The organism is Chelatococcus sp. YT9 (assembly GCF_018398315.1).
GTDB lineage: Bacteria > Pseudomonadota > Alphaproteobacteria > Rhizobiales > Beijerinckiaceae > Chelatococcus.
Genome location: NZ_JAHBRW010000001.1, coordinates 2,527,907 through 2,554,895, shown reverse-complemented (window position 1 = coordinate 2,554,895; position 26,989 = coordinate 2,527,907). Strand labels below are relative to the sequence as shown.

At 64.5% G+C, this 26,989-nt stretch carries 21 protein-coding genes and 1 other RNA gene; 7 read left to right on the top strand and 15 right to left on the bottom strand.

The window, feature by feature from the left end; all coding sequences use genetic code 11:
- Nucleotides 1-31: 31 nt before the first annotated feature.
- Genes murC through mraZ form a run of 11 tightly spaced genes read right to left on the bottom strand, consistent with a single transcriptional unit; the run spans nucleotide 32 to nucleotide 13,111 of the window.
- A complete protein-coding gene (gene murC, locus KIO76_RS11675; protein ID WP_213323435.1) occupies nucleotides 32-1,441 on the bottom strand; it encodes a UDP-N-acetylmuramate--L-alanine ligase in 1,410 nt (469 codons plus the stop codon).
- The gene (gene murG, locus KIO76_RS11670) at nucleotides 1,438-2,586 is read right to left on the bottom strand and encodes an undecaprenyldiphospho-muramoylpentapeptide beta-N-acetylglucosaminyltransferase (RefSeq protein ID WP_213323434.1); all 1,149 of its coding nucleotides are present in this window, start codon (nucleotides 2,584-2,586) and stop codon (nucleotides 1,438-1,440) included. The genes murC and murG overlap by 4 nt, the downstream gene beginning before the upstream one ends.
- The gene (gene ftsW / locus KIO76_RS11665) at nucleotides 2,579-3,760 is read right to left on the bottom strand and encodes a putative lipid II flippase FtsW (RefSeq protein WP_213323433.1); all 1,182 of its coding nucleotides are present in this window, start codon (nucleotides 3,758-3,760) and stop codon (nucleotides 2,579-2,581) included. Before ftsW ends, murG begins: the two co-directional genes overlap by 8 nt.
- Nucleotides 3,761-3,762: 2 nt before the next feature.
- Nucleotides 3,763-5,163, bottom strand: a complete 1,401-nt coding sequence (murD, locus tag KIO76_RS11660) for a UDP-N-acetylmuramoyl-L-alanine--D-glutamate ligase (RefSeq protein ID WP_213323432.1) — start codon at nucleotides 5,161-5,163, stop codon at nucleotides 3,763-3,765.
- Nucleotides 5,164-5,170: 7 nt separating this feature from the next.
- Entirely contained in the window at nucleotides 5,171-6,274 is a 1,104-nt protein-coding gene (gene mraY, locus KIO76_RS11655; RefSeq protein WP_213323431.1) for a phospho-N-acetylmuramoyl-pentapeptide-transferase, read from the bottom strand.
- A 33-nt stretch (nucleotides 6,275-6,307) separates the two neighbouring features.
- A complete protein-coding gene (locus KIO76_RS11650) occupies nucleotides 6,308-7,771 on the bottom strand; it encodes a UDP-N-acetylmuramoylalanyl-D-glutamyl-2,6-diaminopimelate--D-alanyl-D-alanine ligase (protein WP_249729574.1) in 1,464 nt (487 codons plus the stop codon).
- Nucleotides 7,768-9,246 carry a UDP-N-acetylmuramoyl-L-alanyl-D-glutamate--2,6-diaminopimelate ligase gene (locus KIO76_RS11645; RefSeq protein ID WP_213323430.1) on the bottom strand — a complete coding sequence of 493 codons (1,479 nt, stop codon included), beginning with the start codon at nucleotides 9,244-9,246 and terminating at the stop codon, nucleotides 7,768-7,770. Before KIO76_RS11645 ends, KIO76_RS11650 begins: the two co-directional genes overlap by 4 nt.
- Nucleotides 9,247-9,289: 43 nt before the next feature.
- A complete protein-coding gene (locus KIO76_RS11640) occupies nucleotides 9,290-11,119 on the bottom strand; it encodes a peptidoglycan D,D-transpeptidase FtsI family protein (protein ID WP_213323429.1) in 1,830 nt (609 codons plus the stop codon).
- A gap of 8 nt (nucleotides 11,120-11,127) precedes the next feature.
- Nucleotides 11,128-11,517, bottom strand: coding sequence for a cell division protein FtsL (ftsL, locus tag KIO76_RS11635; RefSeq protein WP_213323428.1), 390 nt, complete (start codon nucleotides 11,515-11,517; stop codon nucleotides 11,128-11,130).
- Nucleotides 11,514-12,620, bottom strand: coding sequence for a 16S rRNA (cytosine(1402)-N(4))-methyltransferase RsmH (rsmH, locus tag KIO76_RS11630; protein WP_213323427.1), 1,107 nt, complete (start codon nucleotides 12,618-12,620; stop codon nucleotides 11,514-11,516). The genes ftsL and rsmH overlap by 4 nt, the downstream gene beginning before the upstream one ends.
- Complete coding sequence (gene mraZ, locus KIO76_RS11625; RefSeq protein ID WP_213323426.1) at nucleotides 12,617-13,111, bottom strand: division/cell wall cluster transcriptional repressor MraZ; 495 nt, start codon at nucleotides 13,109-13,111, stop codon at nucleotides 12,617-12,619. The genes rsmH and mraZ overlap by 4 nt, the downstream gene beginning before the upstream one ends.
- 335 nt (nucleotides 13,112-13,446) lie before the next feature.
- Here mraZ and KIO76_RS11620 point away from each other — a divergent pair, with 335 nt between their 5' ends.
- The gene (locus KIO76_RS11620; RefSeq protein WP_213323425.1) at nucleotides 13,447-13,599 is read left to right on the top strand and encodes a hypothetical protein; all 153 of its coding nucleotides are present in this window, start codon (nucleotides 13,447-13,449) and stop codon (nucleotides 13,597-13,599) included.
- Between the two features lie 441 nt (nucleotides 13,600-14,040).
- Here KIO76_RS11620 and rnpB read toward each other — a convergent pair.
- The 3 genes from rnpB to KIO76_RS11605 all read right to left on the bottom strand — a co-directional run bounded on the left by rnpB (nucleotide 14,041) and on the right by KIO76_RS11605 (nucleotide 16,258).
- Nucleotides 14,041-14,433, bottom strand: an RNA gene (gene rnpB / locus KIO76_RS11615) — RNase P RNA component class A.
- A gap of 53 nt (nucleotides 14,434-14,486) precedes the next feature.
- The gene (locus KIO76_RS11610; RefSeq protein ID WP_213323424.1) at nucleotides 14,487-15,038 is read right to left on the bottom strand and encodes a lytic transglycosylase domain-containing protein; all 552 of its coding nucleotides are present in this window, start codon (nucleotides 15,036-15,038) and stop codon (nucleotides 14,487-14,489) included.
- 245 nt (nucleotides 15,039-15,283) lie between these two features.
- Nucleotides 15,284-16,258, bottom strand: a complete 975-nt coding sequence (locus KIO76_RS11605; RefSeq protein WP_213323423.1) for a lytic transglycosylase domain-containing protein — start codon at nucleotides 16,256-16,258, stop codon at nucleotides 15,284-15,286.
- A 451-nt stretch (nucleotides 16,259-16,709) separates the two neighbouring features.
- Here KIO76_RS11605 and KIO76_RS11600 point away from each other — a divergent pair, with 451 nt between their 5' ends.
- The gene (locus tag KIO76_RS11600; RefSeq protein WP_213323422.1) at nucleotides 16,710-16,979 is read left to right on the top strand and encodes a YMGG-like glycine zipper-containing protein; all 270 of its coding nucleotides are present in this window, start codon (nucleotides 16,710-16,712) and stop codon (nucleotides 16,977-16,979) included.
- A 221-nt stretch (nucleotides 16,980-17,200) separates the two neighbouring features.
- Here the strand turns inward: KIO76_RS11600 and KIO76_RS11595 are convergent, their stop codons facing one another.
- Nucleotides 17,201-18,157 (bottom strand): SGNH/GDSL hydrolase family protein, encoded by a 957-nt coding sequence (locus KIO76_RS11595; protein WP_213323421.1) that lies wholly within the window; start codon nucleotides 18,155-18,157, stop codon nucleotides 17,201-17,203.
- Nucleotides 18,158-18,427: 270 nt separating this feature from the next.
- Between KIO76_RS11595 and KIO76_RS11590 the strand changes: the two genes are divergently transcribed.
- From KIO76_RS11590 to metH, 5 genes are all read left to right on the top strand, one after another.
- A complete protein-coding gene (locus tag KIO76_RS11590; protein ID WP_213323420.1) occupies nucleotides 18,428-19,897 on the top strand; it encodes an AMP nucleosidase in 1,470 nt (489 codons plus the stop codon).
- Nucleotides 19,898-20,014: 117 nt separating this feature from the next.
- A complete protein-coding gene (locus KIO76_RS11585; protein ID WP_213323419.1) occupies nucleotides 20,015-20,725 on the top strand; it encodes a B3/B4 domain-containing protein in 711 nt (236 codons plus the stop codon).
- A gap of 279 nt (nucleotides 20,726-21,004) precedes the next feature.
- Complete coding sequence (locus KIO76_RS11580; protein ID WP_213323418.1) at nucleotides 21,005-22,015, top strand: ArsR/SmtB family transcription factor; 1,011 nt, start codon at nucleotides 21,005-21,007, stop codon at nucleotides 22,013-22,015.
- Complete coding sequence (gene metF / locus KIO76_RS11575; protein WP_213323417.1) at nucleotides 22,015-22,935, top strand: methylenetetrahydrofolate reductase [NAD(P)H]; 921 nt, start codon at nucleotides 22,015-22,017, stop codon at nucleotides 22,933-22,935. The genes KIO76_RS11580 and metF overlap by 1 nt, the downstream gene beginning before the upstream one ends.
- A 162-nt stretch (nucleotides 22,936-23,097) precedes the next feature.
- Nucleotides 23,098-26,850, top strand: a complete 3,753-nt coding sequence (metH, locus tag KIO76_RS11570; protein WP_213323416.1) for a methionine synthase — start codon at nucleotides 23,098-23,100, stop codon at nucleotides 26,848-26,850.
- Nucleotides 26,851-26,989 lie beyond the last annotated feature (139 nt).

Below are 26,989 nucleotides of genomic sequence, written 5' to 3'. Positions count from 1 at the left end.
GGGCCGGGGAATGACGGGTGAAGGCCAGTCGTCACGCAGCATCCCCCGCCGCGAGTTCGTCAGGCAGAGCATAGGCCCAACCCGTGATGGTGCCGGCGCCGAGGCAGACGACGTAATCACCGGGCTTGGCGAGTTCGCGCACCATGCCGGCGAGCGCGGCGGGCTCTGGGAGCGCCAGCACATTGCGGTGTCCGCGCGCCTTCATGCCCGCCACCAGACTGTCTCGATCGGCCCCCGGTATTGGCTGCTCGCCGGCGGCATAGACCGGCGCGACGATGACCGCATCCGCGTCGTTGAAACAGGTGCAGAAGCCGTCGAAGAGCGACGAAAGCCGGCTATAGCGATGCGGCTGCATGACGGCGATGACCTGCCCCTTGGTCGAGGCGCGCGCCGCCTTGAGCACTGCGGCGATCTCCACCGGGTGATGGCCGTAGTCGTCGAAGACGGTGACCCCGTTCCATTCGCCCGTGCGCGTGAAGCGTCGCTTCACCCCGCCGAACGAAGCCAACGCCTTGCGGATTGCCTCCGGCGGCATGCCGAGCTCATAGGCCACCGCGATGGCTGCCGTGGCGTTGAGTGCGTTGTGATGGCCGGGCATCGGCATGACGAGATCGTCGATGACCACCTTCGCGCCCGTCTTGCGATCGCGGATGATCACGATGAACTGGCTCTTGCCGCCGGTCAGGTCGTCGATGACGAGGCGCACGTCGGCTTGCGGGTTCTCGCCATAGGTAATGACGCGGCGATCCTGGATATGACCGACAAGATCCTGCACCACGGGATGGTCAATGCACATCACGGCAAAGCCGTAGAAGGGGATATTCTCGACGAAGGAGCGGAAAGCCGCCTTCACCGCGTCGAACGTCTTGAAATGATCGAGATGCTCGGCGTCGATATTGGTGACGATGGCGACATCCGCCGGCAGCTTGAGAAAGGTGCCGTCCGACTCGTCCGCCTCCACGACCATCCAATCGCCGGCGCCGAGCCGGGCATTGGTGCCGTAGGCGTTGATGATGCCGCCGTTGATCACCGTCGGGTCGAAATTGCCCGCATCGAGGAGCGTTGCGACGATGGAGGTCGTCGTCGTCTTGCCGTGGGTGCCGGCGATCGCCACGCAGGTCTTCAGCCGCATCAGCTCAGCGAGCATCTCCGCCCGCCGCACGACCGGCAGCCGTTTCTCGCGGGCCGCCGCGAGCTCGGGATTATCTCGCTGGATGGCGGTGGACACCACGACCACCTCAGCGTCGCCGAGGTTGTCGGCGGCATGGCCGAGAAAGGTCTTCGCGCCCTTGTCACGCAGCCGCTTCACATTGGCGTTGTCGCCAGCGTCCGATCCTTGAACGGTGTAGCCGAGGTTGAGGAGCACCTCCGCGATCCCGGACATGCCGATCCCGCCAATGCCTATGAAATGGATCGGGCCAAGCTCACGAGGCAACTTCATGGGCGGGTCTCCAATGCGGAATCGATATGGCCAACGCGGACGACGAGGTCGGCGAGTCGGTCGGCCGAATCAGGGATACCGGCGCTCTTCGCCGCTTCGGCGGCTTGGGTCAAGAGTCCGGGCGCAACAAGGCGCTCCGAAATCTCCGCAGCGAGGCGCTCGGGGGTGAAAGCCTCCTGGAGGATAACCGTTGCAGCGCCCAGTTTGCCAAGCGTCGCGGCATTCGCCGCCTGGTCCTGATCAAGCGCCCCCGGCAAAGGCACCAGGATCGACGGGCGTCCGATGATCGCGAGTTCGGCCACCGTGGACGCTCCGGCCCGGCCGATCACGAGATGGGCGTCAGCGATGCGCGCCGGCAGATCCTTGAAGAAGGGCGCAATCTCAGCCCGGACGCCCAACGCGCGATAGGCCTCCTCCACCCGGACGGCATCCTCGGCGCGCGCCTGCTGGACAATGGATAGCCGGCTACGATCCGCTTCCGACAGCCTTGCGATCGCCGCCGGCACGATGTCGCTCATCACGCGCGCGCCCTGGCTGCCGCCGGTGACGAGCAAATGCAGCACGCCGTCTTCGGCGAGGGGTGGGAAAGGCGTCTTGGCTGCCTCGAGCACCGCCGGCCGGATGGGATTACCGGTCTGCGTCGCCTTGCCCTTCAGGCCATCCGTCAACCCGCCCACCGTGGTGAAGCCTGTGGCGATAGCCGTCGCACGGGGTGCCAGAAAGCGGTTGGCACGGCCCAGCACGGCGTTCTGCTCGTGGATGATCGTCGGGGTGCCGGCGAAGGATGCGCCAAGCAAGGGAGGTACGGACGGGTAGCCACCGAAGCCTACCACGACGGCAGGCCGGATCTCGCGCACGAGCGCCCTCGCCTTCCAGATGCCGCGGGCAAGCGTGAGCGCTGCCTTGAGCGCAACTGGAACGGATCGCCGCGAGGGCGTCGCCGACGGAATGACATGGACTTTCTCTGCCGGAAAGTCGCCGGCGTAAGTGGCGGCCCGCTCATCGGTCGCGAGTTCCACCCGGATGCCGCGTGACGCCAGAACCCCCGCAAGCGCCTGCGCTGGAAAAAGATGCCCGCCCGTCCCGCCGGCCGCCAGCAGGACGAGGGACGCGTCGCGCCGTGGCGTCACAGACGTTTCAGACATCCTGGGCCGTCCTGCTGCCATAGGACCGATTGGCGGGCCTGTGGCTCGGAGTGATGCGGTCGAGGATCTCAGCGCGGGGGCGCTTCCGGGTCAGGGCGATGAGAAACCCCATGCCGATGGCGAGCGACAGCAGCGAGGACCCGCCGTAGGAGATGAACGGCAGCGTCATGCCCTTGGCGGGAATGAGATGCACATTCACCATCATGTTGATGCAGGCCTGGATGCCGAACAGGGTGACGAGGCCGGTGACGGCAAGGCGGCAGAATGGCTCCTCGTTCCGTTGCGCGAGATAGAGGCCACGCAGGACAATGAAGCCGAACAGGCAAACCAGCGCAATGCAGATCAGAATGCCGAATTCCTCGGCGGTCACCGCGAAGATGAAGTCGGTATGGGCGTCCGGCAGGATGCGCTTGACCGTGCCCTCGCCCGGCCCCTTGCCGAGCCAGCCACCTTGGGCGAAAGCCTCCAGCGCCGTATCGACCTGGAAGGTGTCGCCGGCTTCCTTGTCCATAAAGCGCGAGATGCGATCGCGCACGTGGGGGATAAGCTCATAGGCGACGAACAAGCCGAAGAGGCCGATGCCGCCGATGCCCGCGACCCAGAAGATGTGCAGGCCCGCGGTGAAGAAAAGGCAGCCCCAGACGATGGAGACCAGCATGGTCTGGCCGATATCCGGCTGCAGGATCAGCGGGACGATCGTCACCGGCAGGATGAGCATGGCGAGAAGCGTGCCGGGCACATCGCGACGCCGGCTACCCTCTGCGAATAGCCAGGCGGTAAGAACAACAAACGCCGGCTTCACAAACTCCGACGGCTGGATGGTCATGCCGGCCAGGTTGAGCCAGCGACGCGAGCCCTTCACTTCCGGCCCGAGATAGAGCGCGGCGATCACCATGACGATGCCGCCGAGATAGACGAGGAGCGCCGCCCGCCTGACATAGCGCGGCGACAGAAACGAGACCGCGATCATCAGCGCGATGGCAGGCGCCAGATAGACGATTTGCCGGCTGACGAAATGGAACGTCGATAGGCCAAGGCGCTCGGCCACCGGGGGGCCGCCCCCCATGAGGAACACGAGACCGGCCACCATCAATACCGCGATCGCGACCAGGATCGAGCGATCGACGGTCCACCACCATTCGCCGACAAGGGTGCGTTCAGCGCGTGAGGTCATGCTCAATGTCCCTTGTTGCTGCTGGCCGGGATGAGACCGGGCAGGGAGAGAACCAGGTCGCGGAAGCGATTGCCGCGCGCCTCAAAATTCGGAAACTGGTCGTAGGAGGCGCAGGCCGGGGAGAGAAGCACCACGGGCTGCACGTCCGCGGATTGCCCGGCATTCGCGGCGGCAACGGCGAGCGCATTCTCCAGCGTCTCGCAACGCGTGAACGGCACCCGGCCATCGAGCGTCGCGGCGAAATCGTCGCTCGATACGCCGATGAGATAGGCGTGGGCGATGCGTGGAAAATACGCGGTCAAGGGCTCGATGCCGCCCTCCTTGGGCTTGCCGCCCACGATCCAATGAATGCCGCCGGGGAAAGCCGCCAGGGCCTTCTCGGTGGAATCGGCGTTGGTGGCTTTGGAATCATTGATGAAGAGCGTCGCACCGATGCGCCCAACCTCTTCCATCCGATGGGCCAGCCCGACAAAGCTGGCGATGGCGCCGGCTATCGTTGGTGCGTCGAGGCCAAGCGCGAGTGTCACGGCGAAAGCCGCCGCCGCGTTCTGCGCATTGTGCTGGCCGCGCAAGGAGCCGTGCCCGGCGAGATCGACGACAGGTTGATCCCCATTGCGGAAAAGACGAGTTCCTTCGGCGTGCAGGCCATCGGTCAGCAGATGAACCGCACTGATTTCGACGACTGGCCGCTCCATCTCAGCACGCCGCGCCGCAATGGCCGCCGTGTAATCGTCGTCAATCCCGATCACCGCCAGCTTTGCCTTCGCCACCAGCCGCTCCTTGATGGCGGCGTAGTTCTCCATCGTGCCGTGGCGGTCGAGATGGTCCGGCGTGAGGTTGAGCAGCACACCGATCGTCGGCGCGAGCGACGGCGCGAGATCGATCTGGAAGGACGAGCATTCGATGACGTAGACGCGGTCGGGCGTCAGCGGATCGAGCGACAGGATCGCCCGGCCGATATTGCCGCCCATCTGCACGTCGCGCCCCGCCGCCTTCAGGATATGGGCGGTCAGCGCGGTCGTCGTCGACTTGCCGTTGGTGCCGGTGATGGCGATGAAAGGCGCGTCAGGCGCCACCTTGGCGCGCTCGCGGCAGAACAGCTCGATATCGCCGATGATCTCGACACCCGCCGCTTGGGCAAGTCTGGCGCTCCAGTGGGGCTCGGGATGTGTCAGCGGCACGCCGGGCGCCAGGACGAGCGCGGCGATCCGGCTCCAGTCCTCGGAATTGAGGTCTGCCACCGGAACGCCGGCCCCGGCGGCCTTGGAGCGTCCGGCCTCCCCGTCGTCCCAAGCCACCACATCGGCGCCGCCGGCGATCAGGGCTTCAGCCGTGACAAGCCCCGACCCGCCAAGACCGAAGACCGCGACGCGCTTGCCTGCAAAGGAGGTGACCGGGATCATAGAGCCCTCACCGCAGCTTGAGCGACGACAAGCCGATCAGGGCGAGTACCACGGAGATGATCCAGAAGCGGATCACCACCTGCGGCTCCGTCCAGCCGAGCTGTTCGAAATGGTGGTGGATCGGCGCCATCTTGAAGACGCGCTTGCCAGTGAGCTTGAAGGACGCGACCTGGATGATGACCGAGAGCGCCTCGAGCACGAAGAGGCCGCCCACAATGGCGAGCACGATCTCGTGCTTCACCGCAACCGCCACGGTGCCGAGCAGCCCGCCGAGCGCGAGGGAGCCGGTGTCGCCCATGAAGATCTGGGCGGGCGGCGCGTTGAACCAGAGGAAGCCGATGCCGGCGCCAATCAGGGCGCCGCAGATGACCGCGAGCTCGCCGGTGCCCGGCACGAAATTGATCTGCAGGTAGTTGGCGAAGATCGCGTTGCCGACGAGATAGGCGATCATGCCGAAGGTCGCCGCCGCGATCATGACCGGCACGATGGCGAGGCCGTCAAGGCCGTCGGTGAGGTTCACCGCGTTGCCGGAGGCAACGATGACGAAACCGCCGAAGATGACGAACAGATAACCGATGTCGAGCAGCAGATCCTTGAAGAAGGGAATGGCGATCGAGGTCGCAAGATACTCGCGCGCCGGCGGAAGCGCGCCCTTGCTGGCATAGATGAGAGCAAGGCAGGCCACCCCCGCGATAGCCGCCTCGATGGCGAGCCGCGAGCGACCGGAAAAGCCTTTATGGGACTGCTTGGTGACCTTGAGATAGTCGTCATAGAAGCCGATCGCGCCGAAGCCGACCGTGACGAACAGCACGATCCACACATAGGGATTGGCGAGATTGCCCCAGAGCAGCGTCGAGACGATGATGCCGGAGAGGATCATCAGGCCACCCATGGTCGGCGTGCCACGCTTGGCCAGATGCGACTGCGGACCATCCACGCGGATCGGCTGACCCTTGCCCTGCTTCACCCTGAGCAGCGAGATCAGCCACGGCCCGAACATGAAGACGAAGAACAAGGCTGTAGCCGTCGCGCCACCGGCACGGAAGGTGATGTAACGGAAGACGTTGAGGGCGGAGAAGGTACCGGAGAACTCCGCGAGCCAGGTGAACATGCGCGACTATTCCTTGAGAATATTGGGCCCGACCTATGCCTTGACCGTGGCGGGAGCAGTATCCGCGAAACGGCCTTTCAAGGCCGTAACGAGCCGGGATATGCGTGTTCCATTCGAGCCCTTGATCATGACGACGTCGCCGGCCCGGAGCGCCGTCGTGACCGTGGCCTCCAGTTCCGCGGGTGCAGACGCATAGGAGCCGCGCAGGTTCATGGGCAAATGATGCCAGAGACTTTTCATGGCTGGGCCCGCTGCGAAGACGACATCAATGGCGTTCTCCTCGAGCGTCTCCACAAGGGCTTCATGCAGCCGTTCGCTCTCGGCGCCCAGTTCCAGCATGTCGGCGAGCACGGCGATGCGGCGCCCCCGAAACCCGATATCAGACTGCCCAAGGGCCTCGATCGCCGCGCGCATGGAGGCCGGATTGGCATTGTAACTCTCGTCGATGAGGAGCACCTCGCCGCCAGCAACCGCCAGCCGCGTGCGCTCGCCGCGGCCAACGGGGGGAGCGAGTTCCGAAAGGGCCAGCGCTGCCAGCGCTAGATCACCGCCGAGCGCTTTGACGGTCGCGAGCACCGCGAGGCTGTTGAGCGCGATATGCCGGCCAGGGCTGCCGATCCGATAGGCGACAGGCACGCCGAAGACCGTCGCGTCGACGACCGTGCAATCCGCCTGAGCGATGATGCGGCGCGCCCGCACGTCCGCCTCGTCGTGCTCCCCAAAGGTGATGATCCGCCCGGCGGGCGATGCCATGGCATGGGACTTCAACCGTCCAAATTCGCCGATATCCCGATTGATGATCGCGACGCCGCCCGGTTCCAGGCCGAGAAACACCTCGCCCTTGGCATCAGCGATAGCCGCGATCGAGGGAAAGAATTCAAGATGGACCGGAGCCACCGTGGTCACGACGGCCACATCAGGACGAACCATATGGGTCAGTGGCACGATCTCGCCAGGAGCGCTCATGCCGATCTCGAAGACACCAAAGTCGCTCGCCGCCGGCATACGCGCGAGCGAGAGCGGCACGCCCCAGTGGTTGTTATAGGACGCTGCCGACGCGTGCACCTCACCCTGAGAGCCCAGCGCGAGGCGGAGCGCCTCCTTGGTGCTGGTCTTGCCGACCGACCCCGTAACGGCGACAAAACGGCCCAACGCTCGTGCGCGGGATGCCCGGGCGGCATTCTCGAGGCCGCGCAGCACATCGGGCACGACCATCATCGGGCCAGCGCCAGCAAGTTCGGCTACATGGGCTTCGTCGACGACGGCCGCTGCCGCTCCCTTGCGGAATGCGTCCGCGACAAAGGCGTGGCCGTCATGCACATCACCACGAATGGAAAAATAGACGTCGCCGGGCGCCAAGGTGCGCGTGTCGATCGACACGCCGCCGATAGCGCCGGGGGCATTGCCCTCGACGCGCGCGCCCATGGCTTTGGTCAGTTCCGCACCGGTCCACAGGGGCTTGGACGTCGTCATCGTCGCACTCGTCGTCGCATTCATGGCAGCCTCAACGCGGCAATGGCTTCGGTCACGGCGTCGTGATCGGAGAAGGGCAATGTCTTTGTGCCGATGATCTGGCCCGTTTCATGGCCTTTGCCGGCAATAACGAGCACATCGCCTGCCGTGAGTTCGGCGACGGCTGTGCGGATCGCCTCCGCACGATCACCGATTTCGCGTGCGCCCGGTGCCGCGGCGAGTATGGCCGCACGGATGGTGGCAGGATCCTCGGAGCGCGGATTGTCGTCGGTGACGATCACGACGTCCGCCCGCTCGGCGGCGATGCGGCCCATGATCGGGCGCTTGCCTTGATCACGATCGCCGCCCGCGCCGAACACCACCACGAGCTTGCCAGTCGCATAGGGCCTCAGCGCCGTCAGCACATGGTCGAGCGCGTCCGGCTTATGCGCGTAGTCGACAATGACCAGCGCACCCTTGGCGGTCGCAACCCTCTCCATCCGCCCCTTGACGCCGGAAACTCCTTCGAGCGCAGCGAGAACCTGGTGCGGATCCTCGCGGGTCGCAATAGCGAGCCCGGCTGCGACAAGGGCATTTGAGGCTTGGAAATCCCCGGCGAGCGGCAAACGCACCTTTGCGATGCCGCTGCCATGGCTGACGGAGAGCATCTGGTCAAAGCCTTGCTGCTCGATCCTTGCGAGCTTGAGGTCCACCCCGGCTTCACCGACGCTCAGCAGCCGCAGCCCCCGTGCGCGAGCCACATCGGCCACGGCGCGGGACTCGGGCGCGTCAGCATTGACGACGACGGTTGCGCCGTCCGGCAGGAGGTCGGTGAAGAGACGCAGCTTCGCCTGAAGATAGGCTTCGACTGTCGGATGATAATCGAGATGGTCTCGGCCGAGATTGGTGAAGCCGCCGGCTGTGAGCCTCACGCCATCGAGCCTGTGCTGGTCGAGCCCATGGGAGGATGCTTCCATGGCGAGATGGGTGACACCATCGCGGGCCAACTGGTCGAGCGTGCGATGCAGCGCCACCGGATCGGGCGTGGTCAGCGAGCCGTAGACGGCCCCGCCCGGCGCGACGACACCGATCGTGCCGAGGCTCGCGGCCTGGTGCCCGAGCGACGCGAAGATCTGCCGGGTAAACTCGGCGACAGAACTCTTGCCGCTCGTTCCCGTCACCGCGACGATCGTCTCGGGCTGGCGCGGATAGAAGCGCGCCGCGGCGAGCGCCAGCACACGGCGAACATTGGCGACCTGCGCGAACGCAATATCAGCCGGAATACCCGCTGGCCGTGGCCCCTCGCCCACGATCGCGACAGCACCGCGCCGGACTGCATCGCCGGCGAAGGCCAGGCCATCGGCCTTCGTGCCGGGTACCGCGACGAACAGGAACCCCGGCTGCACGGCACGGGAATCGGCAGTAAGCCCGGCGATGGCGCGCCGGGCTTCACTCTCCGCGAACTGGCCGGGGATCAGGTCGCCAAGGAATCTGGCGGCCTCTGGGACAGGGGTATTCATAGCCCCTCCTTCGCGCGTTCGGCCATGGCGACGTCCATTCCCATCAGCGGATCCCCCAGGCGCCCTGACGCGCCATGTTCGGGAACGCCACCGCAAGCGGCGCCGTATGGGGCGGGAGGCCAAGAAGCGGTGCCACGCGCTCGATGATCTTGCCGGTGGTCACACCTGCGTTCCAGGCGGCTGTGGTGTAGCCATAGCTCTCTGGTGTCGCCTGCGGCTCGTCATAGAGCGTCAGGAAAACATACTTCGGCTTGTCTGCCGGGGCGATCGCCATGAACGTCGTGAAATTCTTGTTCTTGGCGTAGCGCCCGTTGATCACCTTCTCGGCCGTGCCGGTCTTGCCGCCAATGAAATAGGCGCCGCCCGTCGCTTCCTCGGTCTTGCGGGCCGAACCGCGCTCCGCGTTGATGCGCATGATATAGCGCATCGCCTCCGACGTCTCAGGCTTGATCACCCGCGGCGCGTCGGCCTTGGCCTCCGCTTCCGAGCGTTTCAGGAAGGTGGGCTTGATGAAGTAGCCGCCGTTCACCAGCGCGCCGACAGCCGCCAGAGCCTGGATCGGCGCGACCGCGAGGCCGTGGCCGAAGGCAATGGTGGCGGTGTTGATCTCGCCCCAGCGCGACGGAACGAGGGGCTCTGCGCTTTCCGGCAGTTCCGTGCGCATGCGATCAAGCTGCCCCATCTTCCGGAGAAAGGCCTTGTGGCCCTCCACCCCGACTGACAGCGCCATCTTGATCGAGCCCATGTTCGATGAATGCACGAAGACTTCCGGCACAGTCAGCGTGCGACCGGTGCCATGGTACTCGCGAATGACCTGGCGGCCGAAACGCATCATGCCGCCTGCGGTGGAGTAGGAGGAGTTGATGTTCGCCTTACCGCTGTCAAGCGCCATCGCGACGGTCAGCGCCTTGAACGTCGATCCCATCTCGTAGACGCCGACATTCAGACGGTTGATGCGATCCTTGTCCTGGGCATCGACAGGATTGCTCGGGTCATAGTCCGGCAGCGAAACGAGCGAGACGATCTCGCCGGTGTTGACGTCGAGGATCGCGGCCGCAGCCGCCTTGGCGCGGAAATAAGCCATGCCCTTCACGAGCTCGTCACGCACCGCGTGGGTAGCGCGCAGGTCGAGCGACAGGGCGATTGGCTTCATGTCGTCGGCGCTGCGGGCAAAGCCCAGACCGGACAGCGCCTGCAAGCCTTGTCCGTCGAGATATTTCTCGATCCCGGCGATGCCTTCATGGTCGACATTGGCGAAACCGAGGATGTGAGCGCCGATAGGACCGTTGGGATAGACGCGCCTGTTCTCCGGGATGAACCCCACGCCTGGAATGCCCAAGCGATGCACTTCCGCTTGCTGCTTGGGCGAGACCTCGCGCTTCACCCAGACGAAGCCACGCTTCGTCCCGAGCCGGTTACGCAGATCCGTCGCATTGAGATCCGGCAGGACGGCGGTCAGGAGCTCCGTCGCCTCATCCTTGTCGATGATGTTGCGCGGCTCGGCAAAGACGGAGGCGGTTTTAACGTCGGTCGCCAGAATGATGCCGTTGCGGTCGACGATATCTGGACGAGCCGCCATGATCGCCGTTGTCGCAGCCCGGTGGAAATCGCTTTGGGCGTCGGGCGCCAGCGCGAGCATCGTGAGGCGACCGATGATCAACATGAAAAGGAGCGAGAAGAAGACGCCGACGAGGCCGATGCGCGCCACACCTTTGTCGGCCCGCATGTGAAAGAAGCGGCTGAGGAAGGCGATGAGCGCACGCAGTATCTGCCCCGCCCGGCCCGATGGCGAAGGGCGATCTCCGGACGCCACGGCGGCATCGGAACCATACTGACCGGTGTAAGGAGCGTCGATCGTCGGAACGTTGGACATATGGACTCTCACCGCGCCGCAGAGGGGGTGCTGGCTGCTGACGTCGAACCGGTCTGGGGCGTTGCCGTCGGTTCGGCGAGACCGAGCGACTCGAGCTTGCGCCCGATGGCATCGACCTTTGCCTGCCGTTCCGGCACGTCGCTTAATTTCGCGATCTGCTTCACCGTGAGGGGTTGCAGGTCAAGATGGCGCTTGGCGAGCACCTGCAGACGATCGGGGCGATTGAAGTACTGCCATTCCGCCCGCATCACCGCGATGGCCTCCTTCTCGCGCTGGACACGCGTCTTCAGTTTGGCCACCTGCTCGGCGTAGTAGATCGTCTCATACTTGATGGAATACGCGTAGCCCGCCGAGCCCACGAGCAAGGCTATGGCGATGAGATGCATGAGGCGGATCATGTACGCGTCCTTCCTCGACTGGAACCTGGTCGCCCGCTCTTCGGCCGGGGCTTTCCGGAACGGCCCGCCTCGGGCAGTGCCGCCAGCGCCAAAACGTCCTCGTCTTCCGCGCGCGTCGGTGCCGTCGTGCGCTCCGCAGCCCTCAGCTTGGCTGACCGCGCACGCGGATTGGCCCGGAGTTCAGCCTCCGACGCCGTGACCGGACCACGCGTCACGAGTGCGAAGGTCGCATCATCCACGGCCTCACCGGGCAGATGCCGGGAGACGCCGGCAGTCCGCGCAGAGCGCCGTGCCATGAACTGCTTGACGATCCGGTCTTCCAGCGAATGGAAGGTGACCACGACGAGCCGACCGCCAGGCCGGAGCACCCGCTCGGCGGCGTGGAGCGCGCGCACGAGTTCACCGAGTTCGTCATTGACCGCGATGCGCAGAGCCTGGAAGGAGCGCGTCGCGGGATGGGGACCATTCGGCTCGGCCCGCACGATGCCCGCAACGAGGTCGGCCAGTTCGCCTGTCGTGCGGATAGGCGCACGGCGCCGGGCTTCCAGGATGGCACGCGCGATCGCCCGTGACCGCCGCTCCTCGCCGAAATGGTAAAGGATATCGGCGATCTCGCCTTCAGCCGCTTCATTGACGATGTCGGCCGCGCTGCGCCCGGCCTGCTCCATGCGCATGTCAAGCGGACCATCATGGCGGAAGGAGAACCCCCGCTCACCCTGGTCCACCTGCATGGATGACACGCCGATATCGAGTACCACGCCATCGAGCGGGAGAAAGCCCGCCTCCGCGGCGTGATCCTCGAGATTGCCGAAGCGGCCTTCGATGAGGATAAGTCGTCCCGCGGCCCTCTCAACAAGCGATTGCCCGTTGCGGATAGCGTCGGGGTCGCGGTCGAGCGCGAGCACGCGGACACCCTCGGATGCCCGCAGGATGGCGCTGGTATAGCCGCCCGCGCCGAACGTACCGTCGAGATAGGCACCGCCCGGTTGCGGGCCGAGCGCATCCAGCACCTCCTCCAGCAGCACGGGAATGTGACGGGCCGGTCCGCCAGCAGTGTCAACCGGGCCGTCTCCAGCCTGGCCGCCACCGCGACCCGTCGTCATTCCCGTGCTCCGGAAGACCCCGGAACTTTTGGCGCATTGCCAAGGCTCGCGACGCCAAGGGCGCGCTTGAGCTCCCGCACCTTCGCCCGCGCCTCCTCGAGATGGGTCCGGAACAGCTCCGGCTGCCACATCTGAAACTTCTGACCATGCCCCACAAAGGTGACATGGTCGGAGATACCGGCATGGTCGCGCAGCGTATCCGTGAGGATGACGCGCCCCTCCGTATCCACCTTCAAAACCTCGCTCGTCCCCAGGAGGGCTGTCGAGAGATGATCCCGCTCCTCCGAATAGGGAGACAGCGTCGACAGCAAGCCGTCGATCTCCATCAACAGAGCGTTGCCCCCGGCGTCCAGAGCTGGCGTGTCCAGCGCCGGATGCACATAGAGCCCCTCGAAACCATCCCTCACGAGAACGGCCCGAAATGACGCCGGAATGGAGACCCGTCCCTTCGCGTCCAACCGGTTGGTGAAGTTGGACACAAAGCGGTCCATGGCAACCGATCCCAGCCGTCCCCTCGCTTGCGCGCGCAGATAACGGAAGCGCGCGCATATCGACCCCAAACACCCCAAACGACGGCCTGTCGCCAGTCCCGCAGGAGGCGCCAAACACCTTGTCTGAGCTTAAGAATCCCGCCGTCGACGGGATGATTTGGGATAGCATGGGATTTTATGGTCGTCAATGGAATCGGGAGTTCCGGTGATGGCTCCCAGGAGCCGCCATGACACTCCTTCAAGGTTAACGAAGGCTTGCCGTCCAACGCCTTCCGACGCGGAAGCCGCTCCAAATCTCGTCACTTTTTTTCAAAGGCTGCGCAGGACCACGAGCCATGGCAGCTCACGCGGCCGAGGATCATCTCTCGCTGGCCGCCAAGATCGCGACAGTCGGAATGCGCCGTCCATCGCCAGCTAACCTGTCGGTCGACGCAGGCGCGATGCACCCGGGCGGATTTACTTTCCTGGAGGACGAGCGCGGGCTGTGACTACGAACCGTGTGCCGCCGAAGCGTCTTGCGGCCATCAGCCCTAAATCAGTATAAACTGATTATCTTTCAATCACTTGAGATTGAAAACTGAATCAAGATCATCACCATGGATGTCATCTGTGATCACGTCATGGCACGGCGGACAGGGCGAAAATGCGATTCTGTGGCAAGAACTTGCGCGTGGATCTGGCCGAAGCCCATGAGCCCCGCGCTGCTCTGTGGGGCGCAATCCCAGGCCGTCAGCCGGATGTTACCGCTTAACCCCCACGCCACATGGTGCGAAGGCGATGATAGGGGCTTCGTGCACGGCACCACCGAGCGAAAAATGATTCCCACCCAACGCGATGGCGTGACATTTTGAATCAGAACCGCAGCACGCAATGCCACCGTCCCGCCCATGCGCACGGCAAGGCGCGAGAAGGAATGGGCGGAGAGCGGTTGTGTCAGCCGGCCTGTAAGCCGGGTTCTGTATGGCCGGCGAGTGAACCCGCCGACGTGACGACCATTCCTCTGGGACTGCCGTTGCCGACAGCCTCCAGCAACCAACCCGGACGACGGGCCCGGAAACGGGCCTGACGCCGAAGCGCCTGTCGTCCCTATTCGGTTTTGCTCCCGGTGGGGTTTACCTTGCCGCTTGCGTTACCGCCCGCGCGGTGCGCTCTTACCGCACCCTTTCACCCTTACCGGACATCGCAATGCCCGGCGGTTTGCTTTCTGTGGCACTTTCCCTGGGGTCACCCCCGCCGGACGTTATCCGGCACCGTGTTTCCGTGGAGCCCGGACTTTCCTCCGCGAGAGATCACTCCCTCGCGGCGGCCGTCCGGCCGGCTGACGACTGTTCGATAGGCGTCGCCAGCCACCGGGTCAAGGCGGCGCGGAGCACCGTCAGCCGCGGTCCGCGACCTGCTGCTCGCCAGGATCCTGCCGCTTCTGGCGGTTTTGCTCCGCGAGGATGCCCTTAACCTTGGCGCAATAATCGCGATTGGTGGCATTCGGCCGCTTGGCATAATAGCCGCTGTTGTAGCGCATGATGGTGCCGCACGTGTCACCACCGGCGCGCCGGTAGGCGCCGGCGAGATACTTGACACCATACATGATGTTGACGTCAGGCGCGTAAAGTCCCGCCACCGTGCCGACATAGCCGATGTCGCGCGCCGTCGACGGCTTGATCTGCATGAGACCGACCGCGACACCACTGAACGCGTTCCGCTTATAACGGCTCTCCACGCGCATGACGGCGTCGACGAGTCCAACCGGCAGACCGTTCTCCTTGGCATAATGCTCGATAAGATCGGTGTACCGGTCGCGATAGGCAGCATTGTAGCGCAGCGGCTTGCCCGCTTTCACGCGGATCTGCCCCTTGTAACCGATGACCGGGTGACTGTGAGCATCAATCAGCGCGCTCGGCTTCTTCGCGCCGAGCACCAGCTCACCCATGCGATTGATATCGAGAGCGCCCGGGATTTCCGACTCCGCTTGGGCTTCCGAAGCCGAAACAGCGCCGGCCATGCAAAGCGTAGACAAACTTATACACGCAATCATTTTGACGAAACGCAATACTCTCACTCCTCGAAATGGCTCAATAAACACCGCGCCGCGAGGCGATGCCTCGCAGCCTGCCAGCTCCAACAGCGGCAAAAATGCCGGCCTATGCTGAGCCTTGACCTAACCGGGCCGAAGGATCAGCGCCGACTGACGTGGGGTTTCACCTTGGCGCAATATGCCCGCGCAGCGCCCGTCATGGACGTTGCGCGATGACCGGCCTGATACTTCAAGACAGTCCGGCAGGTGTCCCCTCCCGCAAGGCGATAAGCCTGCGCGAGATAACGAATTCCATATCGCAAGTTCGTATCAGCGTCGTAGAGACCCTGGATTGGGCCTTGGTACCCCATTCCACGCGCTGTGGCCGTACTGATCTGCGTCAGCCCGACATTGACACCATTGCGGGCGCGCGGATTGAACCGGCTCTCGACGCGAACCACAGCGGTCGCAAGATCCACCGGCACACCGTTGGCCGCCGCATGACGCGCAATCAGCGAATGCACGCCGCCTGCGGCCGGGCCAGCATCAATCAAGGATCGGCTGGCACCGATCTCCGCAGTGCCCGGCTCCGCAACGGCAACCTTCAGCGGCTTCGGCACGGGGGCTCGCCCTGCCGGGGCGGGCGGCTGCGGGGTGCGGACGGCTATCGAAGAGGTCACCAGAGCCTTGTCCGTGGGGCTCTCCTCAGCCATCGCGTTGGCAGCTGGCGCGCTGGCAGCTGGCGAGCGAGGCGCGCCTGCTGAGAGCGAGGCGGCAACCGGCTTGCGCAGCGATGCGGCCGTCAGGTCGAGCGGGCGCGGTGCCTTCCGCTTTCCTTTGACCGCCGACTTCGTCGTCGGCGGACGTGTAACCGCTTCCGCCGTCTCGGGCGCGAGCGCCTTTACCTCAATGGCGGGGCCAGCCTGCGGGGAAGTGCCGGCCGACGCTGCAGCCACGCTGCTGCCTGCCGCGCGGGCCCGCTGTGCCTTGCGACGGGACTCCCCCTTCCCTTCCTTGCCAGTAGCCTTTGCTGGCGCCTGCAGACCAGGCGGGATTTCCAACCCACGCCGCTCGGCTTGGGCGGATGCGGCGGAGATGCAGCCCACGCTCGCCAAAAACGAAGCTGTCAGCAGCATTCTGCCGTTTCTGTACGCGCCCTTCATGCCCGCGTCAGATCCATACGCACGTCCTCCTGTTCCAAAAAGCGATGTGGACAACATCACCTTAAGCGCAGCTGCAGACAGAGCGATAATCATATCGCCATGCCGCAACGTTCAAACATCACACTCCAGCTTGAGCGCGTGACTTCGCGCAAGAATGCGGCAATCTTCGGGCAGACAAATTAGCGTTTACTGTCAAGCTTTCTGAGAATAGATTGTTGCATTCTTTATTTAGTGACTGACGATTTTTACATAATCCGACTTGTATTAATCACACTTCGCGAAGATCTGTGAAGTTCAATCAACTATACAGCACCAAACGGCGACTCATGCCGCAAAATCGGAAATTTGCCGTTTTGGCCGGAACTGTCTCGCTTTTTCGAGCGTTGAGAGCACGTCTCCACGCGGTTTGAAAGGAAACGACCCCATGAAAAAGATCCTGGCGATTGGCCTCGTCACCGTCGGAATGGCTGGCGGTCTAGCGGCCTGCAACACGCCACAGGACCGGGCCGTCGGCGGAGCGGTGATCGGAGGTGCGACCGGCGCCGCGGTTGGAGGGCTAGCCACGGGCCGCGCGAGCGGCGCCCTGGTCGGCGGCGCCGTTGGCGCGGCCGGCGGCGCGCTGGTCGGTGCGGCCACTGCTCCGAATTGCGAAACTTACTACTATCGTGGCCGCCGCTATCAGGACTGCTACTGATAGCCTGAGAAGCTGCCCTACAAGGATGGCGGTCGTCCACGGCCGCCATCTTTCTAGGGCCGGCATAACGCTTTCACTGCACCCCTTGGGTATTGGGCGCAAGACTTCATCCCAGGGGGGAGCCAAGTCCAGCCATCAAGACCAAGCCGCAGCAAAGGTGGTTCTTCCCGAGGGCATTGAACACTGGGGATCTTCGCCCGCTGTTGGGCGAGCCCGGGGCTTCACAATCCCGGGGTGGACACGGCGGTGTGCTTGTCCGTTACAGCCCCTGATGACGTTGGATCGGCAAGCGCCACCGGCTTGTCGCCCTGACGCGCCGCACGCAGGATCTCCCGGCCGAGAAGACGCGCCATACAAGCATGGCCGCGGTCGCTCATATGAAAGCCATCGCTTGATAGCATCGCCTGCAGGGCGACCGCAGATTGGTCTCCCCAGCCCTTCATCAACGCATAGCGCGAAAAGACACATGTCTTCGTCTTCAGGCCGATCTCAGTGACCAGATTGACGAAACGCTCGTAGCGCTGCTTGTCTCTAATCGTCGGGAAGAACTGCTGGTCAAGGAGGATAAGGTCGGCCTCGGCAGCGGTCGCGGCGGCGATGCCGCGCTCCACCAGACTCCGGAACACGTCCTCGCCCACGGAGGTAAGGGCGTCGTTGGTGCCGACCTGCCAAATGACGAGATCAGGCTTCAACGCGGAAACCTCCTTCTCGAGCCGCGCGAGCGTCTGCACCGCCGTCTCCCCACCGATACCCGACACATGCATGTCGATATCGACGAGCGGCAGCTTTTCCTCGAGCCTTGCCGTCAACTGAGCGGGATAGGCGGCGGCCGGTGACGACGTCCCCACGCCGGCGGTGGTCGAGGAGCCGATCGCAAGGATGGTAAGGCGCCCGCCGGTCTTAAAGCGAGCCTCGGTATGAACGAGGCGGCCGTTGAGCGCCAGCACGGGTTGCATGGTCAGGCATTCCCAACCGGCCGCCGCGGGGGCTGGCGTTGCCGTGGATGTCGCCACTCCGCGGTTGGGGTCTTGAGCGGAATTGAGGCCTTCCGCCAAGACCGTGGCGGGAAGCGCCACAGTCATAGCAGGGACAACGAATGCTGAGATGATCGGGAAGGAGATGCGGCACAAGACTTTCGCGACGGTCGCGCCGGCCGTCGAAACTGAACCTCGAACCATTCTGTTGTCACCGGGAAAGTGGCAGGACCCGACTGGTATCTAGCATATGCTGCACTGCCGTGCGAGCGGAGCCGTTGCCGTGTCTCGGTTTGCACCCGCGGTGAGCGTTGATGCGTTGTAGAAGTACCACCCGGACCGAAAGGATGCGCCGGGAAACTCAACCGAAGCGGCAACCATCCGCGGAGAATGCCTGTGGGGATCCCCTGACGACCCCGTGCGTTTCGCGTTAGATTCGGCGGAAGTCGTCCACCATGAAGATGGGAGCCTTGCGTGCCCAGCCGAACCAACGGCTTCGTTGCTGTCAAAACCCCTGAGGAAGCGGTCGACCGCCTGACCGAGCTGCACGCCGGTGCCGCCAATGGGCTGAGGCGAGCGCTTGAGGCCTATCTCGAGAACCAGACCATTCCGACTGCGACCGAGCGCGCCTCCTATCGCTACCCTGAAATTCGGGTCACCTACGAACCGCCCGGCCTCATGCCGGTGACGCCCCGCGCCTACGCGAAATTCCAGGCGCCGGGCGTCTATGCAACCACCGTCACCCAACCCCGGCATTTTCGCGCCTACCTCATCGAGCAGCTCCGCCACCTTATGGGCGAATTCGGCGCCACGGCCACCGTCGGCCTGAGCCAGCAGGACATCCCCTATCCTTATGTGGTCGAGCGCGGCGACGAACTCGCGGGAACGGGAGTGACCGCGGCCGAACTGGCCCGCTATTTCCCGCCCCCTCGTCTCGCCTCGGTGGGAGACGAGATCGCCGACGGCCTATGGGAGGATGACACGACAGGTGTCAGGCCGCTCGCGCTGTTCGATGCGGCCCGCGTCGATTTTTCGCTGCGCCGGTTGGTGCACTACACCGGGAGTGACTGGCGCCATATCCAGCCCTGGATCCTCCTGACCAACTACCACCGCTATGTCGACCAGTTCATGCGCCTTGGCCTCGTGGAACTCGCCGCCGGGCGTGCTGAACGCCTCGTGCTGCCCGGCAATGTCGTTATTGAGCGCGATCTCTCCGAAGCTGAAGCCATCGCCCGGATGACCGCCGTTGCCTGGCACCGCTTTCAGATGCCCGCCTACCATCTGATCGCGGCGGATGGCCGGGGCACGACACTCGTAAACATCGGCGTCGGGCCGGCCAATGCCAAGAACATCACGGATCATCTCGCGGTGCTGCGCCCGCAATGCTGGCTGATGATCGGCCATTGCGGGGGGCTGCGCCAGTCGCAGACCATCGGCGATTATGTGCTCGCCCACGGCTACCTCCGGCAGGATGGCATCCTCGATCGGTTGCTGCCGACCGATATCCCCGTGCCCGCCCTCGCCGAGATCCAGGTGGCGTTGCAGGAAGCGGCGGCCATCATCACCGGCGATCGTGGCGATGCCCTGAAGCAACGTCTGCGCACGGGCACCGTCCTCACCAATGGCGATCGCAACTGGGAACTGCGCTGGACCCAGGAGCGGCGGCGCATCAATCTGTCGCGGGCCATCGCGGTCGATATGGAAAGCGGCACGATTGCCGCTCAGGGTTATCGTCTCCGCGTGCCGTACGGAACGCTGCTGTGCGTTTCCGACAAGCCCCTGCATGGCGAGATCAAGCTGCCGGGCGCCGCCAACGCCTTCTACGAGCGGGCCGTGGGCGAGCATCTGCGCATCGGACTGAAGGCTCTGGACCTTTTGCGCGAAGAAACCCACGGGCTCCACTCCCGTAAACTGCGCAGCTTCGACGAGCCGCCGTTTCGCTGAACACTCCAACGCCAACGCTCGACAAGGTACGCCGCCGCAACTCGCCCTTGCGGTGGTGGCATGGCTCGTTCAGCACGAAGGGGGCAATCTGTGCCCGCTTCGAACGGGACGGGGACCATGCAACTATCCATTGCCGAAATCTCTCCGCAGTTTCCGGCGGCTCGCATCGCGGCGGTCGTGATTGAAGGCCTCCAGATCCAGGGAGCCCGCCCGCCCTCGCTCGATGCCCTGATCGCCGAGCGCGAGGCCGCCTGTCGCGAACGCTGGAGTGGCCACGAACTGTCAGAGATTCCTGGCATCGCCGCGTGGCGCTCTGCCTACAAGGGCTTCGGCATCAAGCGCACAAGCTATCGCTCCTCGGTCGAGCGGCTGGTGAAGCGCGTCCTCGCGGGCGAGCGGCTGCCGGTCGTGAACAGCTTCGTCGATCTCTATAACGCCGTGTCGCTCACGCATGTGATGTGCTGCGGCGCGGACGACCTCGACAAGATCGAGCCGCCTCTTGCCTTTCGCTTCGCGCGCGCGGGCGACAGCTTCATCGACATGGGCGCTTCCGAACCTGGCGAGGAAAACGACCCTCCCAAGGAGGGCGAGGTCGTGTACGCCGACGCCCGCCATGTGTTGTGCCGCCGCTGGAACTGGCGGCAAGACGCACGCACCGGGATTTCGCCCCGTTCCACACGGGTTATCGCCACCATCCAGGCCAATGGCGAAGGTGACATCAACCAGGCTATCGCTGATTTCACCACGCTCATCGCCATTCATTGCGGCGGCCAGACCAGCGTCAAGATCGCCGATGCCGCGACGCCAGTCGTGACGATTGAGACTTGAGGCTTTATCGCGGGTAATCCCACCCTTACCCCTCCCGCACGGAGAGGTGCGCGGCTGGCGTTTCTACCTTTTTCCCAATAGCTTCCCAGACACGTTCTCTATGTGGCCTTCGATAAATTCACACGTCACCTGTTCCCCCTCCTCCTCCTCGCGGGGAGAGGCAAGCGTGGGGGTTAACGCGCTCCCTGCTTCGCGGGGCGCAAAACGTCACTGACATCCGCCTTGCATCGTCGCAGGATTTCACATAAACATATCTTTATGTGTTGAGATGGCCCGGCGATGGATAGATCTGCCCTTCCCTTTCCCGTTCTTCTAGCCGCGATGAAAGCAGCGGCCGAGGAAACGCGCCTGCGCATGCTCGCGCTGCTCAGCGAGGGCGAGCTGACCGTCTCCGACATGACCGATATTCTCGGCCAGTCCCAACCACGCATATCGCGCCATCTTAAGCTTCTCGCCGAAGCGGGCATAGTCGAGCGCCACCGTGAAGGCGCCTGGGCCTTTTTCCGGATGGCGGACCATCACCCGGCCGCCACCGCCATTCGAGACCTCGTCGCCCATCTCGACGGCGCTGATCAACGGCTGGCCGGAGATCGTGCTCGTCTGAAGGCCGCGCGCCAGGTGCGCGCCGAAGCGGCGCAAGCTCATTTTTCTCGCCTCGCCGACAATTGGGACAAGGTGCGCTCACTGCACGTGCCCGAGGAGGCCGTAGAGGCCGCGATCATCGAGGTCGTCGGGGCGAAGCCTGTGCAAGCCTTTCTCGACCTGGGCACTGGCACGGGGCGCATGCTGCAGTTGCTAGCGCCGTTGGCGACACGAGTCGTCGGTGTCGATGCGAGCCACGCCATGCTCTCGGTCGCGCGCGCCAATCTCGAACGTGCGGGTCTCGCGAAAGTTCAACTCCAGCAGGGCGACATCCACGCGTTGCCTGTCGAGCACGACGCCTTCGATCTCGTGCTAATTCATCAGGTCCTGCACTATCTCGACGACCCTGCCCGCGCGCTCCGCGAGGCCGCCGCGGTGCTCGCTCCGGGCGGCCGCCTGCTGGTTGTTGATTTTGCACCGCACGCGCTGGAGTTTCTGCGCGAGGAGCACGCCCATCGCCGGCTTGGCTTCGCCGCGGAGCAACTCGGCGGATGGCTGGAGGACGCCGGCCTCGATGTCATCGCCCATCGCGATCTCAAACCGGAGCGGGACCATCCGGAGCAGCTCACCGTGTCTCTCTGGCTGGCGCGCGACCGCCGTGTCATCACCGACTTTCAACCGCGTTCTTCTCAACGGGAGGTTGCCTGATGGCACCCGCTTCTTTTCGCCCCAGCCGCCACAGCTCCCGGCCCGTGCGGGTATCCTTCGAGTTCTTCCCGCCCAAGACACCGGCGATGGAAGAGACCCTTTGGGCTTCCATCGAGCGGCTGGCGCCGCTCAAGCCTAACTTCGTCTCGGTGACCTATGGGGCGGGCGGCTCCACCCGCGAGCGCACCCACGCAACTGTCAAGCGCATCGTCGACGAGACAATCTTGCGGCCCGCGGCCCACCTCACCTGTGTCTCGGCAACCCGCGAGGAAGTCGACGACGTCGCCCGCGCCTATTGGGAGGCCGGCGTCCGGCATGTGGTGGCGCTGCGCGGGGATCCGGTCGCAGGCATCGGCACGACCTATGAGTCGCATCCCGGCGGCTATGCCTCGTCCTACGACCTCGTCGCGGGCCTGAAGCGCATCGGTGATTTCGAGGTCACCGTCTCGGCCTATCCCGAGAAGCACCCGGAGAGCCCCTCCATCGATGCCGACATCGAGATCCTGAAGCGCAAGGTCGATGCCGGCGCCGATCGAGCGGTCACCCAGTTCTTCTTCGATAACGACCTCTACCTGCGCTATATCGACAAGGTCCGGGCCGCTGGCATCGACATCCCGATCGTGCCCGGCATCCTGCCGGTACAGAACTTCAAGCAGGCCGCGAGCTTCGCCGAACGTGCCGGCGCCAGCATGCCGGCCTGGCTTGCCGCGCGCTTCAATGGTCTGGACGAGGACGTGGAGACCCGCCGCCTCATCGCCGCGGCGGTTGCCGCCGAACAGGTCATCGATCTCGTTGATCGTGGCGTCACGGATCTCCACTTCTACACGATGAATCGTGCTGACTTGGTCTATGCCATTTGTCATCTCCTGGGATTAAGGGCTGAGACTGCGGTCCCGGCCAAGGCCGTGGCGGCGGCTTGAAATTTCTGTCATTCCGGGGCGCCCCAGGGCGAGCTCGGAATCCAGAACCGCTTCAAAGGCTCGAATAGGCGATAGGCTGAGACTAACCCCCAGCCGCATCGTTTCTGGATCCCACGCTCTGCGCTACGCACAGCCCCGGGATGACACGGAGAATAATTTCCAATGTCGCAGTCCGATTTCCCTCCCGTCGATGGTGCTGAAGTGCGGACCGCCCTGAAACAGGCGGCGGCCGAGCGGATCCTGGTGCTCGACGGCGCCATGGGCACGGAATTGCAGAACAGCAAGTTCTCGGAGGAGGATTTCCGCGGCGAGCGCTTTCGCGATCACGGCCACGACGTCCGGGGCAACAATGACCTTCTCATCCTGACGCAGCCGGATGCCGTCAAGAAGGTGCATCTCGACTATTTCCGCGCCGGGGCCGACATCGTCGAGACCAATACCTTCTCGGGTACCGCGATCGCCCAGGCCGATTACGGCCTGGAGGACATCGTCTTCGAGCTGAACCGCGAGGGTGCCCGCATCGCCCGCGAGGCCGCCGCCATTGCCGAGAAAGAGGACGGGCGCCGCCGCTTCGTTGCCGGGGCCATCGGGCCGACCAACCGCACGCTGTCGCTCTCGCCCGACGTGAACAACCCCGGCTTCCGCGCCGTGACCTTCGATCAGGTGCGCGACGCCTATGCCGAGCAGGTGCGCGGCCTCATCGCCGGCGGCTCGCATATCATCCTGATCGAGACGATTTTCGATACGCTGAACGCCAAGGCGGCCGTGGTCGCCGCCCAGCAGGTCTTCGCCGAGACCGGCCTGACGCTGCCGATCATGATCTCCGGTACCATCACGGATCTCTCCGGCCGCACGCTCTCCGGCCAGACGGTCGAGGCGTTCTGGAACGCGCTGCGGCATGCCGATCCGGTCTCCATCGGCCTCAACTGTGCGCTCGGCGCCAAGGAGATGCGCGCCCACATCCGCGAGTTGTCGCAGATCGCCGACACCCTCGTCTGCGCTTATCCCAACGCGGGCCTGCCCAACGAATTCGGCCTCTATGACGAGAGCCCGGAGGCGATGGCCGAGCTCGTCGGCGAATTCGCCCAATCGGGCCTCGTCAATATCGTCGGCGGCTGCTGCGGCTCGACGCCCGCCCATATCAAGGCCATCGCCGAGGCCGTGAAGGGCAAGGCGCCGCGCGCCATCGCCAACCCGCCACGCTACATGCGGCTGTCGGGGCTGGAGCCCTTCACGCTCACGCCCGACATTCCCTTCGTGAATGTGGGCGAGCGCACCAACGTCACCGGCTCGGCGAAGTTTCGCAAGCTCATCACCAACGGCGACTATGCAGCGGCGCTCGATGTGGCGCGCGACCAGGTCGCCAACGGCGCGCAGATCATCGACATCAACATGGACGAGGGCCTGCTCGATTCCGAGAAGGCGATGACGGAGTTCCTGAACCTCGTCGCCGCCGAGCCGGACATCGCCCGCGTGCCGGTCATGGTCGATTCCTCGAAGTTCTCGGTGATCGAGGCCGGCCTGAAATGCATCCAGGGCAAGGCCATCGTGAACTCGATCTCGCTGAAGGAAGGCGAGGAGAAGTTCCTGCACGAGGCGCGCATCGTGCGCAGCTACGGCGCCGCCGTAGTGGTCATGGCCTTCGACGAGACGGGACAGGCGGATACGGAAGATCGCAAGGTCGAGATCTCGACCCGCGCCTACAAGATCCTGACCGATGAGGTGGGCTTCCCGCCCGAGGACATCATCTTCGATCCGAACGTCTTCGCGGTCGCCACCGGCATCGAGGAGCACAACAACTACGGCGTCGATTTCATCAACGCCACCCGCCGCATCCGCGAAAGCCTGCCGCATGTGCATATCTCGGGCGGCGTCTCGAACCTCTCCTTCTCGTTCCGCGGCAACGAGCCGGTGCGCGAGGCGATGCACGCGGTGTTCCTCTATCATGCGATCCAGGTCGGCATGGACATGGGGATCGTCAATGCCGGACAGCTCGCCGTCTATGACGAGATCGACCCGGCGCTGCGCGAGGCCTGCGAGGACGTGGTGCTCAACCGCCGGCCCGATGCGACCGAACGGCTGCTGGAGCTTGCCGAGAGCTTCAAGGGCAAGGGCAAACAGGCGCGCGAGGCAGACCTGACCTGGCGCACCTGGACCGTCGAGAAGCGTCTCGAACACGCGCTCGTCAACGGCATCACCGATTTCATCGACGAGGACACCGAGGAAGCGCGGCAGACGGCCGAGCGGCCTCTCCATGTCATCGAAGGCCCGCTGATGGCCGGCATGAGCGTGGTCGGTGATCTCTTCGGCTCGGGCAAGATGTTCCTGCCGCAGGTGGTGAAATCCGCCCGCGTGATGAAGCAGGCGGTCGCTTATCTCATGCCCTTCATGGAAAAGGAGAAGGAAGAGAACGGTGGCGGCAGCGTGCGCGAGGCGGCCGGCAAGATCCTGATGGCGACGGTCAAGGGCGATGTCCACGACATCGGCAAGAACATCGTCGGCGTGGTCCTGGCCTGCAACAACTACGAGGTCATCGACCTCGGCGTGATGGTGCCGGCGCAGAAAATCCTGGAGACCGCGCGCAAGGAGCAGGTCGACATCATCGGGCTGTCCGGGCTGATTACGCCGTCGCTCGACGAGATGTGCCATGTGGCGGGCGAGATGGAGCGCGAGGGCTTCGACATTCCGCTCCTGATCGGCGGGGCAACGACGAGCCGCGTCCACACGGCGGTGAAGATCCACCCGAACTACGCGCGCGGTCAGGCCGTCTATGTCAATGACGCGAGCCGCGCCGTCGGCGTCGTCTCCTCGCTGCTGTCGCAGGACAACCGCGCGACCTATATCGAAACGCTCCGCGCCGAATACGCGAAAGTCGCCAATGCCCATGCCCGCGCAGAGGCCGACAAGCAGCGCCTGCCGATCGCGAAGGCGCGCGCCAATGCACTGAAGCTCGACTGGGCCAGCTATCAGCCGCCGAAGCCAAGCTTCCTCGGCACGCGCGTCTTCCGCACCTATGATGTTGCGGAACTGGTGCGCTACATCGACTGGACGCCGTTCTTCCAGACCTGGGAGCTGAAGGGCCGCTTCCCGGCGATACTCGAGGACGAGGCGCAGGGCGAGGTCGCCCGCCAGCTCTACAGCGACGCGCAGGCCATGCTGAAACGCATCGTCGAGGAACGCTGGTTCAACCCGAAAGCCGTCATCGGCTTCTGGCCTGCCAATGCGGTCGGCGACGACATCCGGCTCTATACCGGCGAAAGCCGCGCCGAGGAGCTGGCCACGTTCTTCACGCTCCGCCAGCAGCTCACCCGCCGCGACGGACGTCCTAACCTCGCGCTCTCGGATTTCGTGGCCCCAAAGGAGACGGGCAAGGCCGATTATGTCGGCGGCTTCGTGGTCACGGCTGGCATGGAGGAAGAGCGCATCTCCAAGAAATTCGCGGAGAAGAACGACGACTATGCCTCGATCCTCGTGAAGGCCCTGGCCGACCGCATCGCCGAGGCCTTCGCCGAGCGCATGCACCAGCGCGTGCGTCAGGAGTTCTGGGGCTACGCCCCGGACGAGAACCTCGACAACGACGCGCTCGTCCGCGAGGACTATGCAGGCATCCGCCCGGCGCCGGGCTATCCCGCCCAACCCGACCACACCGAGAAGGCGACCCTGTTCGACCTGCTCAAGGCAAGCGAGCGCGTTGGCGTAGCGCTGACCGAGAGCTACGCGATGTGGCCGGGATCATCGGTGTCGGGGCTCTATCTCTCCCACCCGGACTCCTACTATTTCGGCGTCGCGAAGGTGGAGCGGGATCAGGTTGAGGACTATGCCGTGCGCAAGGGAATGGATATCGCCGCGGTCGAGCGCTGGCTTTCGCCTATCCTCAACTACGATCCGGCCAACTACATCCGCGCGGCGGAATAGGCAGGTATCAAGGAAAAGCCCGCCTCAGGGTCATGTCCATGCACCTCCTGCCCGTCGCTTCGCGACGGGTGGGATGACACGTGTGATGATGCTCTCCGCGCCATGAAGTCAGTCGCACCACGCCGATCCCTCCCCTCGG